The sequence below is a fragment of the Aquabacter sp. DMC10 genome (assembly GCF_056314145.1).
Map to the genome: position 1 here is coordinate 605,347 of NZ_JBQUYX010000004.1, position 14,567 is coordinate 619,913.

Sequence of the window (14,567 nt, forward strand, 5' to 3'; positions counted from 1 at the left end):
CGCCGCACGCGCGTGCTTGCCAGCCCGGTTCGCGCGTGTCAGCCCTTTGGCGGGGAAGAAACAGCGGGGGAAAGCCATGGGGGAAGCGGCGGATCTGGGCATCGGGGAAGGGCGGGCCATGGCGGCGCATCCGTTGCGGGCCGCGGTGCTCGCCGAGCTTCATGCCCGGCCCTTTTTTCCGGCCACGACGCCGCGCCGCTATCTGCACGTGGCCTTCCTGACCGATCCCGCCCATCCCCAGGCGGCGCGGGAGGGCGTCGAAGCTTTTTGCGGCGAGCGGGGTGTCGCCGGCCCGGCACCGGGGGCCAAGCACCACCGGGTGGAATTGGGCGGGGCGATCCTGCGGTGGGAAAGCCATGCGGAATTTTCCACCTTCACCTGGGACCTGCCCTCCACGGAGCTGGGCCCCGGCCTCCTGCCGTTCCAGCCGCCGGCCCTGGCCCTCGCCAGCCCCCTGACCCAGATCAGCCAGCCCGGCCCGCTGCTGGTCGCGGTTGACCTGCACCTGGTCACCGACACCGCCGAGGACTTTCATCTGGAGGCCGTGTTCGATCCGGCCAGCCTTGCCCGCTCCGACGTGAATGACGGCGCCGCGGAGATCGCCACCGACTTCAAGCCGGACCCGTCCGGCTTCGTGCGCATCCTGGTGCGGGACCGGGGGCTAGGGACGGAAGCCGCCGGTGCGCTGGTGCAGCGGGTGCTGGAGATCGAGACCTATCGCCTTCTGGCGCTGCTCGGCCTGCCCGAGGCGCAGCGGCTCGGCCCGGATATTGCCCGCATCGAGGCCCAGCTGGCGCGCATGACCGGCGAGATGCGCCATTCCGAGGGACTGGCCGGCAATGCCCGCATGCTGGACGAACTGGTGGTGCTCGCCGCCGAGCTGGAAGCCGGGGCCACCGCCTCGCTGTTCCGCTTCGGCGCCAGCCGCGCCTATCACGACATCGTCAAGCTGCGCCTGGCCACCGTGCGCGAGCAGCCCATTCCCGGCTTTCCCACCTGGCAGCAATTCCTCGACCGGCGGATGGCGCCGGCCATGCGCACCTGCGCGGCGGTGGAAGCCCGGCAGGGCGACATGTCCAACAAGCTCGCCCGCGCCGCCGATTTGTTGCGCACCCGCGTCAATGTGGAGGTGGAGCAGCAGAACCGCGACTTGCTCGTTTCCATGAACGAGCGCACGCGCCTGCAACTGCGCCTCCAGCGGACGGTGGAGGGGCTGTCGGTGGCGGCCATCAGCTATTATGTGGCAAGTCTCGTCCATCTGACGGCGGAGGGCATTCACCAGAGCGGCATCGACCATGATCTCGGTTTTGCCGTCAATCCGGGCTTTGTCACCGCCTTGGCCGTTCCCGTCGCCGTCCTCTTCGTCTGGAACGTGGTGCGACGGATCCGGCGGGCCCATGGCGACCACGACTGAGGCGCGAGGGCGCGAGACCTGAAGGGAACGATCGCGCGCCATCCCGCATTCACCCCGTCTGCGCCCGCGGGCGTCATCCTCAGCAGGTCGGGTCTTGGCCCTTATGCCTGCAGCGCCCTTGGCCGGCGCATCCGTGACCAGGAGGACAGGCCTTGGATTTTGAAACCGAATACAACAACCGCGCCCGCGTCCCCGACTGGGCGGACATCTTCGCCGATTGGAAGGCGCGCTCGGCGCGCCTGCGCGGCGAGGCGGTGGCCGCCGATCTCGGCATCCCCTACGGGCCGACGCCCCGGCAGATCCTCGACATCGTCTGGCCCGAGACCGGCCGGCAGGCGCCGGTGGTGCTGCTCATCCATGGCGGCTACTGGCAATATCTGCATCCGCGCGATTTGACCTTCGCGGCGGAGGGCTTGTTGAAGCATGGCATCGGCGTCGCTCTCGCCGGCTATGATCTCGCCCCGGACGTGCCGCTCGATACGATCGTCAGCCAGCTGAGGGGCGCCGCCGTCTGCCTCTACCACCGCATTCGCCGCCGCTTCGCGGTCACCGGTCATTCGGCGGGCGGGCATCTGGCGGCCAGCCTGACCGCCACCCGCTGGCTGGAGATCGATCCGCGCGTGCCGGACGATATCGTGCCCGCCGGTGCCGGAATATCGGGTGTCTATGAGGTGGAGCCTCTGGTGCACACCAGCATGAATGACCGGCTGCATCTGACCGCCGAGGAGGCCCGCCGGCTGTCCCCCGCCTTGTGGACCGTGCCGGCGCAGCGCTGGTTCGAGACCTTCACCGGCGGGCTGGAAAGCGCCGAATTCCTGCGGCAGGGACAGGACCTCGCCAGCGGCTGGGCCGCGCAGGGCGCCCGCACCGCCGCCCATGTGGTTGACAACACCAACCACTTCACCGTGGTTGAGCAATTGGCCGACCCTGCGTCGCCCCTGGTGGCTACCCTTGCGGACATGGCGCGCGATGCCGCCACGGCCTGACCGGCGCCGCAGGCGGCGGCTCCTCATCCTGGTGGGGCTTCTGCTCGCCTTGCTGGCCCGGGGCCATGCGTGGGCACAGGGGGATGCGCCGCCGGAAAGCGCGGTCATTCCTCTGATCGACCGGCCCGGCGACAGCGGCTTTGCCAATTTCGTCGCGGTGTCCGCCGGCGGCGGTCCGGCGGGGCAGGTGCTGCTGGACACCGGTTCCACGGGCCTGCGCATCCGGGCCGAAGTGGTCGGGCCGCAGGTTCAGCTCACAACCACGCCGCTGACCTATTCCTACACCAGCGGCAATGTGCTCACCGGCGTGCTCGGCTATCTCACCGTGTCCTTTCCCGGTGCACAGCCCGGTGTGGCCACCGCCGCCCCCATCGCCGTGCATGTGGTGAATTCCATCACCTGCAAGCCGGAGGTGCCGCGCTGCCCCGGATGGTCTCCCGGGCAGATGGGTGTCATGGGCGTCGCCTATAATCCTTTGCCGGTCTTCAATCCCCTCGCCCAGTTGCCGGGAAATCTCGGCAACGGCTTTATCGTGGTGGCGGACGATCTGGCCGAGCCTTCCGTCCAGCCGCATCTGGTGGTGGGACTGACGGCGCAGAACAGCGCCGGCTTCAAGCGCGCCCCGTTTGAACCGGCCCAGGGCGCCCAGCCGGCGGGCCTGAGAGCCTGGAACACCAAGTCCGTCCGCACCTGCTTTTCCGTCAATGGCGGGCCTGAGGGATGCTATGGCACGGTCTTCGACACGGGAGCGGGCAGTGGCAGCTTTCAGACGCCCGACCTGCCTCCCGCCCAGCTGCACCGACCTGTTCGCAGGGGCGCACTGGTGCGAACCCGCGTGGAGGGCGTGATGGACCTGACTGTCACCGCGGGGCGGCGGCTGTGGACCAACCGCTACCGCTACGCGCCGCCTCACGGAGGGGTGAAGGGCTTCAATTCGGGCGGCCTTGTCTTTCGCCACTACCAGGTCTTGTTTGATGCGGTGAAGGGAGAAATCGGCTTCAAACCCAGCCCGTGACAGCCCGCCGGGTGCTTCCCCTAGCGGGAGGCGCGCCCTAAAGTGGGCGAGGGGCGAAGCCTTTATGACCGTTGATGGATGCGCTCCCGGCTCCCGTCCGTGGATGCTCCGCGCCGCTCACATCAAAGCCAGAAAGTGGGAGACGATGCCCTTCTCCAAGGCCGCCGACACCGAAGCCAACCTCAATGTCCTGCTGGATCTGGTGCGCGCGGATGCGACCCCCAACATCAACCGGCTCTGGGCCCTGGCGAAGGACATCGAGGCCATCAAGCTGAATGTGAAGTTCTTTGGCTACGAACTGGCCCGGGAACTCTATGAGGCACGGGCGGGGGCCGCCCCCGACGCGCCGGGCCCGGTCGGCCTCAAGAGCAAGCCGTCCACGCAGGCCGACATTGAGGCGCCGTGGGTTGCCTATTGGAGCGCGCGGCTCGGCATGGCCCCGCTCTATCACCGCAAGGTCTGGGAGCTGTGCTATGTGATGCAGGCCCTCAGCGAGCGGGGCGCCCTGGTCTCAGGGGCGCGCGGCCTTGGTTTCGGCTGCGGGCAGGAGCCGCTTCCGAGCGCCATGGCGGCGCTGGGCATCGACGTGACCGTGACCGATCTCGATCCCGCCGAAGCCATGGCGCGGGGCTGGATCACCACCACCCAGCATGCCAGCACCCTCGACCACGCCTTCAAGCCGCACCTGGTGGATCGCGACACCTTCGACCGGCTGGTGCATTTGAAGTTCGTGGACATGAACGCCATCGACCGCGGCTTGCGCGGCTTCGACTTCTGCTGGTCCATCTGCGCCCTGGAGCATCTGGGGTCCATCGCCCACGGCGTGGCATTCATCGAGGCCTCGCTGGAGACGCTGAAGCCCGGCGGCATGGCGGTCCACACCACCGAGTTCAACTTCCTGCGCGACGACGCCACCATCGACAATTGGCCGACCGTGCTGTTCCAGCGCCGGCACTTCAAGGATCTCGCGGCCCATCTTGCCGCCAAGGGGCATGAGGTGGCGCCGCTGGACTTCGACGTGGGCGCCGGCCGGCTCGACCGCTTCATCGACGTGCCGCCCTATGCGGACGACCTGCCCGCCAGCGTCCCGTCCTGGCGCGAGGCGCCGCAGCATTTGAAGCTGATGATCGACGGCTTTGCCTCCACGTGCTTCGGCCTCATCATCCGCAAGGCGGGGTAGGGGTAGGGGTAGGGGTAGGGGTAGGGGACTCAGCCGCGCCGTCCGGCTCCGGTTGAACCGCGGCTCGCCAGGCTCTATGCGCATGGGTGAGATCCCGGCCGGCGCCGGGGCTAGCCTTGGACATGCCATGCCCTCCAGCTCTTCCGAAAAGCCGCCGATCCAGATCGCCATCGTGCCGGTGACGCCTTTCCAGCAGAATTGCTCCCTCCTGTGGTGCTCCGCCACCAACCGGGGCGCCGTGATCGACCCGGGCGGCGACCTCGACCGCATCCGCTCCGCGCTCGCGGAGACCGGCATCACCGTGGAGAAGATCCTCCTCACCCACGGCCATGTGGACCACGCGGCGGGAGCGGCCGCCTTGGCGGAGAGCCTCGGCGTGCCGGTGGTGGGTCCCAATGCCGCCGACCAATTTCTCCTGGACGACCTGCCGGCTTCCGCCGCCCGCTTCTCGCTTCCCGACGCCCGGCCGGTGACGCCGGACCTGTATCTGTCCGAAGGCGATAGGGTTCAGGTGGGCGATCTGGTCCTGGATGTGCTCCAGGTGCCCGGCCATACGCCCGGCCATGTGGTGTTCGTCCACAAGCCCATCTCGGTGGCCATCGTGGGGGACACCCTGTTCCGCGGCTCAGTGGGGCGGACGGACTTTCCCTATGGCGACCATGACCTTCTGATCCAGGGCATCCGCGACAAGCTCTTGCCTCTGGGCGACAACATGGTGTGCCTGCCGGGCCACGGCCCGGTCACCTCCATCGGCGATGAGCGGGCCTCCAACCCCTTCCTCGCGGCGTAGGATCGCCCAGACATTTCCGGGCGAAGCGCGACCCGGTTCGCGAAGGAAATGCGCGCAGACAAAGAGTTCGATCGCTTCATGTTTTCATGATGTTCTGAAGCGATCTACAGGTCGAAGCCAAGCTGCCGGGGCGGTGGCTTGCCGCCGGTCTTTGTTTGCCCGAGTTCCGGCCCGGACGGGGCCGGGATTGGGGCCGAAAGGCCGTCCTCCCGCAGGCCGGTGGCGACGATCTGAAGGGCGGCGTCCGGCAGCGGGCGCTGCAAGGCGCGGGCCTCGTCCCAGGGGGCGCGGAGCCAGACGTCCAGTTCCTCAGCCGAGGTCAGCAGCACCGGCATGGCCTTGGGATGGACAGGCGCCACAATGCCGTTGGCGGGGCAGGTGGCGAATGCGAAAAGCCGATGCTCGCCGTCCTCCGGCGCCGCCTTGGTGCCGCGGGTGCCGGTCCACGGCCGCCACAAGCCGGCAAAGGCGAATAGCGGCCGGGAGGCATCCAGGGCGAACCAGGTGGGGCGCTTGCCGGCCCGCTCGTCATATTCGCAGAAGCTGGTGGCCGGCACGAGGCAGCGCCGCTCGGCCTTCGTCCAGGGCACCCAATAGGGGCTTGCCAGATTGCGCGCATTGGTCACCGGCCGGCTGCCGAGGCCCGGGGCCGGCGGAAACCCCCAGCGCATGCGCGTCAGCTCCCGCACCCCGTCGGCGGCGGTCCACACCACAGGCGCCATCTGGTCCGGGAAGATGGCCGGATGGGGCGGCAGGTTGCCGGTGGCATCCCGCATCGCCCGGCTCCAGGCCAGGATGGCCGCCTGTCCCTTCACTTCACTGTAGAGGTTGCACATGGCGGCCTCCCGCCTCAGACCGCCCGTGTCGGCCGCCGCGAGAGCGCCACCTTGTTTCGGCCGGAGGTCTTGGCATCGTAGAGGGCGAAGTCCGCCCTCTCAATGATGGCGTCCAGATCCCGGTCCGAGGGGTCCGCGAGGGCCACGCCGATGCTGATGGACACCTTGATGTCCTGCCCCTCGAAGTGAACCGGCTGGGCGCTGATGCTGGCCCGGATGCGTTCGGCGAGCGCCAGGGTGCCGGCCTCCTCCACATTCATGAGCAAGGCGACGAATTCCTCGCCGCCAAACCGGGCGACGCGGTCCTGCACGCGCAGGTTGGCGCCGATGGTGGCGGCCACATGGCGGATCACCGCGTCGCCGGCGGGATGGCCATAGGTGTCGTTCACCGCCTTGAAGTGATCGATGTCCGCCATGAGGATGCCCAGGCTGTCGGTGCTGCGGGTGCCCTGGAGCGCCCCCTCGGCCACGGACAGGAACGACCGGCGGTTGAGGAGGCCGGTCAGGGGATCGGTATCGGCCAGTTCCCGCAGCGCCGCCACTTCTTCTTCATGGGCGCGCTGGGAGGTCAGATAGCGGTGCTCGGCAATGTCCAGGCGCCGCAGCAACGCGCGCAGGGCCCCCGAGAGCTGGAGCACGTCCAGGCTTCCGCTCACCCGAGGCAGCATGGTCACGGACGGGTCGCGGCCGATGGCATGGGCGGCGACGGTGAGCTGCTGAAGGGGGCGCGACAGGAGGCGGGTCAGGCCGAGGGCCAGGACGATGGAGATCAGAAGCACCAGGGCGCCGATGCCCAGGATCGACGCGGCGATGCGGTTGGCCGTGCCGAACGCGATGGCCGCATCCTGACGCGCCACCACCACCCAGCCGAGGGCGGCGATGCTGGGCTCGCTGTCGATCACGGCAAATCCGGTGAGGGTCGTCGCGGCACCGTCATCTTCCACGAGGGTGCCTTTGCCTGCGGCGCGGAACCGGTCCATCTGTTCGCGGCCATAGGGCGAGGGGCCGCTGTCACGGCCGGACAGGATGGTGCCGTCGGCGCCCAAGATCCACACTTCCAGGCCCGGCTCGTCATCCAGCACCCGCCGCCGCGCGGCGTCCGCCCAGGCGAAGGACAGATGCGCGCCGATGACCCCGAGCGGGCGGTCGTCGGGTGAATAGACCGGGAAGGACACGTCCACGAAGCGGTGGGGCGACCGGTCCGGCCGCGGTGGGAGAAGGGGCTCCAGGACAGGCACCACGTTCACATCGCCCACAAAGGGACCCTTCAGCCCCTCCTTGAACCAGGCGCGATGGTCCGCATCCTGGCCTTCCAGAAGGCCCTGCGAGGCCGCCACCACCACGCCGTTGGGCCGGGCAAAGCCGATCCAGGCATAGACCGGCATCATCCTCTGAAGCTGGCTGAGCACGGAGCGCATGGCGCTGACCCCCGATTCCCAGGCGGGCATCAGGGGTTGCATATTCGCCAACTGCCGGATGTCCGCGAGGCGTTCCCCCAGGTCTCGCTCCAGTTGCCCGGCCAGGGAGGTGGCCACCCGCTCCATGTCGGCACGGACATGGCCGCTCATCTCCTCGCGGCTCACGCGGGCGGAGAAAAGGGCAAGGCCCGACAGGCCAAGCAGGCAGATGAGCGCGACCACCAGGCTGATCTGCTGCGCCATGGGCATGCGATCCTGCGTCCGGCGGAGGTGATTCTTAAAACCATCCAGCAAGATATGCCCGCTCCCGCGCGGTCGAGATGCTCTTGTGACCCAGCGTCGGTGGACGGTGAGGGGTCTCCCCCGGTCCGTCAACCATTCCTGGGACGACGCGGCTAGACCTTACGCGCCCAGGGTGTCGCGGGCCTTGCCGGACGCGAGGCATGGACCATCATCAGCTCGCCCACATTCTCCGGGGTCAGCAGGCCGACCAGCCGGCCGGAACTGTCGGTGACGCCGATGGCCGGGGCGCGGGACGTGGTGATGAGGGCGAGGGCGGCATCGAGCCGGGCGCGGGCGTCCACGGTCGGAATATCCGCCTGCATGACCTCGATCACCGCGGTGGCGGGACCGGGATCTCGCAGGGCACGAATCATGGCGTCCCGGGTCAAGAGGCCGCGCAGGCGCCCGGCGCCGTCGACCACGGGAAATTCCTTCTGGGTGGTGCGGATGAGCTCTTCCACCGCATCATCCACCGTCGCCTGGGGGCCGAGGGTCTCGAAATGCGTAATCATGGCATCCGAGACGATGAGGCCGCGGGAGGCCTCCTTCAGCTGCACCTGCCCCGCCTCGCCGGAGGCGGCGAGGAACACGAAGACACCAATAATCATCAACATGGGATTGGTGAAGATGCCGAGCAGCCCAAGTCCCACCGCCAGCGCCTGTCCGATGCTGGCGGCGACGGAGGTGGCCCGGGCAAACCCCATCCGCATGGCCAGCAAGGCCCGCAGCACCCGCCCGCCATCCATGGGAAAGGCCGGGATGAGATTGAACAGCACCAGGAAGATGTTCGCGCCCGCAAGCTTGGCCAGCATGGAGGTGGCGGGGTCCTCGATCTTCATGAGTTGGTCGGGATTGGTGGTGGCGCCGAGCACCAGGACCAGCACCAGGGCGATGACCACGTTCACCGCCGGCCCGGCAATGGCGACCACCAGTTCCTGCGACGGCTTTTCCGGCATGCGCTCCAGGCTGGCGATTCCGCCGAACGGCCAAAGGGTGATGTCCGGGGTTTTCACGCCGTAGCGGCGGGCGGCGAAGACGTGGCCGAATTCATGCAGCAGCACGCACAAAAACAGGAGCGCGACAAACAGGACGCCATCCCAGGCGGCCTGGGCACCCCCTTGCCGGTAATAGGCGGCCCAGATCCAGACCAGGAAGAGCAGAAAGGTGACGTGGATGCGCACGGCCGTGCCGCCGATCCGTCCGAGCGTGAGTGACCAGGGCATCCCGACCTCCGTGCTGACTGTCCTTCAGATAAGGCCCTGACCCTGCGTCGCCAATGCGACAGGTGCTAGAGAGCGCAAACCAGCACCGAAGGAGGGGGGGATTGGTTGATAGTAAGGTAAGCTTACATTATGTTGTCCTGGCTATGAACGAAGTCCCTCTTGGTTTTCTCCTGGTGGATGCCGCGCGCCTGTATCGGGCCCGCATCGACCGCGCCTTCGAGCAGGCGGGCCTCGGCCTCACCGCTGGCGAGGCGCGCACGCTCGCGCATGTGAACATCAATCCGGGGCTGCGGCAGGGCGCCCTGGCGGTGCGCATGAATGTGGAGCCCATGACCATGGTGGGCTTTCTGGATCGCCTGGAGGCGCGCGGCTTGATCGTGCGCGAGGCGGACCCCACGGACCGCCGGGCCAAGATCGTGTGCCTCACGGCCGCTGCCGAGCCCTTGCTGAACCAGGTCATGGCCGCGGCCTCCGTGGCGCGGGAAGAAGCGCTGGCCGGCCTGACGCCGGCCGAGCGCGACGTGTTCCGGGACGTGCTCATGCGGGTGCGCTCCAATCTCTGCCAGTCCGGCCGGACGGAGGAGCCTTGACCATGCCCCCCGCGCCCAAGCCCGTGATGACAGAGATGCGCACCGCCATCATCGGCGCGCTCATCATCGTCCTCGGCCCCATCAGCATGTCGCTCTACACGCCGGCCTTGCCGGCGCTGGTCCATGCGTTCGGCACCTCCGCTTCGGTGATGAAGCTGACGCTGAGCGTCTATTTCTGCGGCTTTGCCTTCTCGCAGCTCATCTGTGGCCCGCTGTCCGACGCCTATGGACGGCGCCCCGCGGCCATCGGCTTCTTCTCGCTCTACGTGGTGGGCAGCATCGTGGCGGCGAGCGCGCCGGATGTGACCTGGCTCATCATCGGCCGCGGCCTGCAGGGCATCGGGGTGGCCGCCGGGCCCGCCATCTCCCGCGCCATCGTGCGCGACCAGTTCACGGGGCAGGCGTCCGCCCGCATCCTCAATCTCATCGGGACCATGCTGGCCATCGGCCCGGCGCTGGCGCCCACCATCGGCGGCGTGATCCTCTCCACGCTGGGCTGGCAGCCCATTTTCTATGTGATGGTGCTTTACGGCGTGCTGGCCGTGGGCCTCCTGATCCTGGCGGTGCCGGAGACCAACGCGGCGCCCGACCCGGCCAACGCCCACCCGCTCCAGGTGCTGCGCAATTATGGCGCGCTGCTGCGGGATTCCGGCTTCATGCGCGCCAGCCTGATGATCGGCTTTTCGCTCGGCGGGATCTATTCGCTGGCGGCCATCGTGCCGTTCGTGCTGATCGAGACCGTCGGCCTCTCGCCCACCCAGTTCGGCTACGCCATGGTGTGCCAGACGGGCTCGTTCATGCTGGGCACCATCGTGGCCGGCAAGATCATGAAGCGGGGCGTGGACGCCAACCGCCTGGTGCCAGCGGGTCTCGCGATGGTGCTGCTGGGCGGCGGCACCATGGCGGTGATGCCCTGGTTCCTGCCCTACAGCTTTCCGAGCGTGATGGGGCCGGTGGCCCTGTGGGCCTTCGGCGTGGCCCTGCTGCTGCCGGGCGGCACCACGGCGGCGCTGTCGGGTTTTCCCACCATGGCCGGCTCGGCGGCCGCGCTCATGGGCTGCATGCAGATCGGCGGCGGTTTCCTGGGCTCGGCGGTGGCGAGCCTCTTTTCCGAGCCGGCGCAGGCCATGGGCGTCGTGATCCCGGCCATGGGCGTCCTCGCCTGCGCCGCTTATGTGCTCCTGAAGCCGAAGCCGATCTCCGCGTCCGCGCCTCCCGTGAGCGAGGCGGACCTGGAAATCGCCACCGACCCGGTGGGCCTCATCGGTGCGGCGGGCGACGAGATCGAGGCCGAGGTGTTCCGCAAGTCGGCGTGAGCCTGGTCCTGCGCAACAAAAAGGCCGGCGCCGCACATGCGGGCCGGCCTTTTGCTTTTGGAGAAGTGCCGGTCAGACGCCGGTCTTGCGGGCGCGGGCACCGTAGGTGCGCAGGCGCAGGGCGTTCAGCTTGATGAAGCCGGCCGCATCGCGATGGTCATAGGCCACCGCGCCTTCCTCGAAGGTGACGAGGTCCTGGTTGTAGAGCGAATAGGGGCTGGTACGGCCGATGACCGACACATTGCCCTTGTAGAGCTTCACCTTCACCGAGCCTGTCACATACTTCTGCGACAGGTCGATGGCGGCCTGGAGCATCTCGCGCTCGGGCGAGAACCAGAATCCGTTATAGATGAGCTCCGCATAGCGGGGCATCAGCTCGTCCTTCAGGTGCGCCGCGCCGCGGTCGAGCGTGATGCTCTCGATGCCGCGATGAGCCGCCAGAAGGATGGTGCCGCCGGGGGTCTCGTAGACGCCGCGCGACTTCATGCCCACGAAGCGGTTTTCCACGAGGTCGAGCCGGCCGATGCCGTTCTCCTTGCCGAGCGCATTGAGGCGCGCCAGCAGGGTGGCCGGGGAAAGGGCCTCGCCGTCGATGGAGACCGCATCGCCCTGCTCGAAGCCGATATCGATGATGGTCGCCTGGTCGGGCGCCGCCTCGGGGGAAATGGTGCGCTGGTAGACATATTCGGGCGCATCGTCCGCCGGGTCTTCCAGCACCTTGCCCTCGGACGAGGAGTGCAGCAGGTTCGCGTCGACGGAGAAGGGGGCCTCGCCGCGCTTGTCCTTGGCGATCGGGATCTGGTGGGCCTCGGCGAACTCCAGCAGGCGGGTGCGCGAGGTCAGGTCCCATTCGCGCCAGGGGGCGATGACGGTGATCTCCGGCTCAAGGGCGTAATAGCCGAGCTCGAAGCGCACCTGGTCGTTGCCCTTGCCGGTGGCGCCGTGGGACACCGCGTCGGCGCCCACCTTGCGGGCGATTTCGATCTGCTTCTTGGCGATCAGCGGGCGGGCGATGGAGGTGCCGAGCAGGTACTGGCCCTCATAGACCGTGTTGGCGCGGAACATGGGGAACACATAGTCCCGCACGAATTCCTCGCGCACGTCCTCGATGAAGATGTTCTCGGGCTTGATGCCGAGCAGCAGGGCTTTCTCGCGCGCCGGGGCCAGTTCCTCGCCCTGGCCGAGATCGGCGGTGAAGGTCACCACCTCGCAGCCATAGGTGGTCTGGAGCCATTTCAGGATCACCGAGGTGTCGAGCCCGCCGGAATAAGCAAGCACCACCTTCTTCACATCGCGCGCCATCGTTTCTCTCGGATGGATAGGGGGGCGGAAAAGTCGGGCGGACTATAGGCCCGAGCCGCGCCGTGGCAAGGGGATGCGCGCGAACAACGCCCGCAGCCCCCGGAAGGCGTGCCGCAGGCTCCACCGCGCGAGGCGGAACAGCCGCAGGGCGAGAGCGCGCAGCGCCCGCCCGCAAGATTCCAGGAAGGACTCGATCCGTGCGTCCGTGGGGGCGCCCGGCCGGGTGAAGATCAGCCAGCGGGCGAGCGCGATGATGAGGATGGTCAAAACCGCTGAAAAGGCCACGTCCGTGAAGAAATGGCCGCCGAAGGTGATGCGCAGCCCGCCGGCGGCAGTGCCGAAGGCGGCGGCGGCCAGCAGGGCCGGGCCGCGATAGGGGGCGGGCACGAGGGTCGCCGGCGCGATCATCCAGAAGCCCAGCGCCCCTTCGCCCGAGACAAAGGAACAGTTGGTGGGGCAGGCGCCGCCAGCGGCATACCAGGGATTGAACACGTCCTTGCCGCCGAACGTCTCCACATGCACCGGCCGGGGGCGCCCCCAATTCTCCTTCAGGATTCCATTGACCAGCAGCCCCGGCGCCAGAGCCATGGTCAGCGCCAGGAACACGGCTGCCCGCGCGGGCATGAACATGCGCCCGCTGGGAAAGAGCAGTTTCAGGGCGATGGCGGCAAAGGCGGGGCCGGCGAACAGCCAGGGAATGATATTGCCCGCCTTGCGCAGCCACTGGCCCCATTTCGTGCCGGCCAGATGGAAATTGCCGGCGGCCGCGTCCCAGAACCAGCCGGTGATGGCCAGGTCCCACTCCGGGAAGACCGTGAAGAGGATGGCGACCGCAGCGCCGGCCACAAGGGCGAAGAAGACCGTCAGCTTCACCGGCGCAACCGCATCTTGTTCGCACTTTCCTTGATCTTCACCCTTGCGGGTGACCCGGGTGGGCCGCAAGACTTCCGGCCATATAGTGCGTGCGCGGCCGGGAGGGAAGCCGAGCCGCGGCGCGTGCGTCCGCTGTCCGCGAGGGCCGGGCGAGAAACGGGGAAGTACCATGGCCCAGGCCACGCTGGATTTTTACTACGAGTTCGCCTCGCCCTATTCCTATTTGGCGGCGGCCCGAATCGGTCCCCTGGCAGAGCAGGCCGGGGTGCATGTGCGCTGGAAGCCGTTCTTGCTCGGCCCCATCTTCGCCGCCCAGGGCTATACCACCTCCCCGTTCAACGCCTATCCGCTGAAGGGCCGCTACATGTGGCGGGACCTGGAGCGCATGGTGGAACGCTATGGACTGCAGCCCATCCGGCGGCCGGAGGCGTTTCCCATCAATGCCCTGGCGGCTGCCCGGGTGGCCACCTGGCTCAATGATGCCTCCCGCCCCGGCTTTACGGTGGCCGCCTTCAAGGCGGAGTTTGCCCAGGGCCGCGACATCACCGACCGCACGGTGCTCGCCCAGTTGCTGGCCGGCCTCGGGCACTTCTGCGAGGATCTGTGCGCGGAAGCGGAGAGTCAGGCGGTGAAGGACCGCCTGCGGGCGGTGACCGAGGAAGCGGGAGCCGCCGGCGTGTTCGGCGCACCAACCTTCATCACAGCCGATGGCGACCTGTTCTGGGGCAACGACCGCCTGGAGCAGGCCCTGGATCACGCGGTAAGCCTGGCCCAGGCTCGTCTCTCCCCTGCAAAATGAGGGCAGGGGGCCTTCAGGCGGCCGGGTCCGTCGGCCCAGGGTCTACGCGCCCGGGGGCCGGCGGGGCCGGGCGGTGGGGCGCGGGCAGCACCGGCCTCCAGAAGCCGGCCGACCAGCCGGCCGTGAGCCAATAGGCAAGCCCGCCCGCAAGCCCCGCTGCCAGGATGTAGAAGGGATCGGCGATCGGCGCCGTCTCGCCGGACAGGCGGGGAAACAGTGCCGCGCCGGCAAAGGCCGACACCGCGCCATTGGCCACGTGGAACAGCCAGGAGCGCACGGCGAAAGCCTCGGAAAAAAGGACGCCGATCGCCCCCACCAGCCACATGGTGGACACCAGGAACATCACCAGAAAGCCCGCCGCGAACAGGGCATCCAGCAGGGCAAAGACGGTGTCCGGGTCACCGCCCGGCACCGCCGCGAAGAGGGCGCCCACCCGCCACTGGCCGAACAGGATCACCAGTGCCCCCGCGGTGAGCGCGGTCACGAAGCCCGCCGGTACGAGCACCAGGCGCAGGAGAAGACGGAAGAAGCTGTCCATGCGCC

At 68.3% G+C, this 14,567-nt stretch carries 14 protein-coding genes; 8 read left to right on the forward strand and 6 right to left on the reverse strand.

The features are described 5' to 3' along the window. The first annotated feature begins 76 nt into the window (after positions 1-76). The 5 genes from ACT54L_RS14390 (at position 77) to ACT54L_RS14410 (ending at position 5,385) form a co-directional block, all read left to right on the forward strand. Positions 77-1,414 (forward strand): DUF3422 family protein, encoded by a 1,338-nt coding sequence (locus ACT54L_RS14390; RefSeq protein WP_476086306.1) that lies wholly within the window; start codon positions 77-79, stop codon positions 1,412-1,414. A 152-nt stretch (positions 1,415-1,566) separates the two neighbouring features. Then, positions 1,567-2,400 carry an alpha/beta hydrolase gene (locus ACT54L_RS14395; RefSeq protein ID WP_476086307.1) on the forward strand — a complete coding sequence of 278 codons (834 nt, stop codon included), beginning with the start codon at positions 1,567-1,569 and terminating at the stop codon, positions 2,398-2,400. Further along, positions 2,384-3,415 (forward strand): hypothetical protein, encoded by a 1,032-nt coding sequence (locus ACT54L_RS14400; protein ID WP_476086308.1) that lies wholly within the window; start codon positions 2,384-2,386, stop codon positions 3,413-3,415. The genes ACT54L_RS14395 and ACT54L_RS14400 overlap by 17 nt, the downstream gene beginning before the upstream one ends. 145 nt (positions 3,416-3,560) lie before the next feature. Then, complete coding sequence (locus tag ACT54L_RS14405; RefSeq protein ID WP_476086309.1) at positions 3,561-4,595, forward strand: methyltransferase domain-containing protein; 1,035 nt, start codon at positions 3,561-3,563, stop codon at positions 4,593-4,595. A 127-nt stretch (positions 4,596-4,722) separates the two neighbouring features. Then, on the forward strand, positions 4,723-5,385 hold the full coding sequence (locus ACT54L_RS14410) for an MBL fold metallo-hydrolase (protein WP_476086310.1): 663 nt from the start codon (positions 4,723-4,725) through the stop codon (positions 5,383-5,385). A gap of 104 nt (positions 5,386-5,489) precedes the next feature. Here ACT54L_RS14410 and ACT54L_RS14415 read toward each other — a convergent pair whose 3' ends face one another. From ACT54L_RS14415 to ACT54L_RS14425, 3 genes are all read right to left on the reverse strand, one after another. Then, complete coding sequence (locus ACT54L_RS14415; protein ID WP_476086311.1) at positions 5,490-6,221, reverse strand: SOS response-associated peptidase; 732 nt, start codon at positions 6,219-6,221, stop codon at positions 5,490-5,492. A 14-nt stretch (positions 6,222-6,235) separates the two neighbouring features. Then, positions 6,236-7,882: a sensor domain-containing diguanylate cyclase gene (locus tag ACT54L_RS14420; RefSeq protein ID WP_476086312.1), complete on the reverse strand. Its 1,647-nt coding sequence runs from the start codon at positions 7,880-7,882 to the stop codon at positions 6,236-6,238. A gap of 152 nt (positions 7,883-8,034) precedes the next feature. Continuing rightward, entirely contained in the window at positions 8,035-9,144 is a 1,110-nt protein-coding gene (locus ACT54L_RS14425; protein WP_476086313.1) for a site-2 protease family protein, read from the reverse strand. A gap of 143 nt (positions 9,145-9,287) precedes the next feature. On the opposite strand from ACT54L_RS14425, the gene ACT54L_RS14430 reads away from it, so the two are divergent. Both ACT54L_RS14430 and ACT54L_RS14435 read left to right on the forward strand, forming a co-directional pair. Continuing rightward, positions 9,288-9,734 (forward strand): MarR family winged helix-turn-helix transcriptional regulator, encoded by a 447-nt coding sequence (locus tag ACT54L_RS14430; protein WP_476086314.1) that lies wholly within the window; start codon positions 9,288-9,290, stop codon positions 9,732-9,734. Positions 9,735-9,736: 2 nt separating this feature from the next. Further along, positions 9,737-11,050, forward strand: a complete 1,314-nt coding sequence (locus ACT54L_RS14435) for a multidrug effflux MFS transporter (RefSeq protein WP_476086315.1) — start codon at positions 9,737-9,739, stop codon at positions 11,048-11,050. 72 nt (positions 11,051-11,122) lie between these two features. Here ACT54L_RS14435 and ACT54L_RS14440 read toward each other — a convergent pair whose 3' ends face one another. Beyond that, entirely contained in the window at positions 11,123-12,352 is a 1,230-nt protein-coding gene (locus ACT54L_RS14440) for an argininosuccinate synthase (protein WP_476086316.1), read from the reverse strand. A gap of 42 nt (positions 12,353-12,394) precedes the next feature. Then, positions 12,395-13,225, reverse strand: coding sequence for a phosphatase PAP2 family protein (locus tag ACT54L_RS14445; protein ID WP_476086317.1), 831 nt, complete (start codon positions 13,223-13,225; stop codon positions 12,395-12,397). A gap of 169 nt (positions 13,226-13,394) precedes the next feature. On the opposite strand from ACT54L_RS14445, the gene ACT54L_RS14450 reads away from it, so the two are divergent. After that, positions 13,395-14,024 carry a DsbA family protein gene (locus ACT54L_RS14450; protein ID WP_476086318.1) on the forward strand — a complete coding sequence of 210 codons (630 nt, stop codon included), beginning with the start codon at positions 13,395-13,397 and terminating at the stop codon, positions 14,022-14,024. 13 nt (positions 14,025-14,037) lie between these two features. Here ACT54L_RS14450 and ACT54L_RS14455 read toward each other — a convergent pair whose 3' ends face one another. Further along, positions 14,038-14,562: a hypothetical protein gene (locus tag ACT54L_RS14455; protein ID WP_476086319.1), complete on the reverse strand. Its 525-nt coding sequence runs from the start codon at positions 14,560-14,562 to the stop codon at positions 14,038-14,040. Positions 14,563-14,567: the final 5 nt, after the last annotated feature.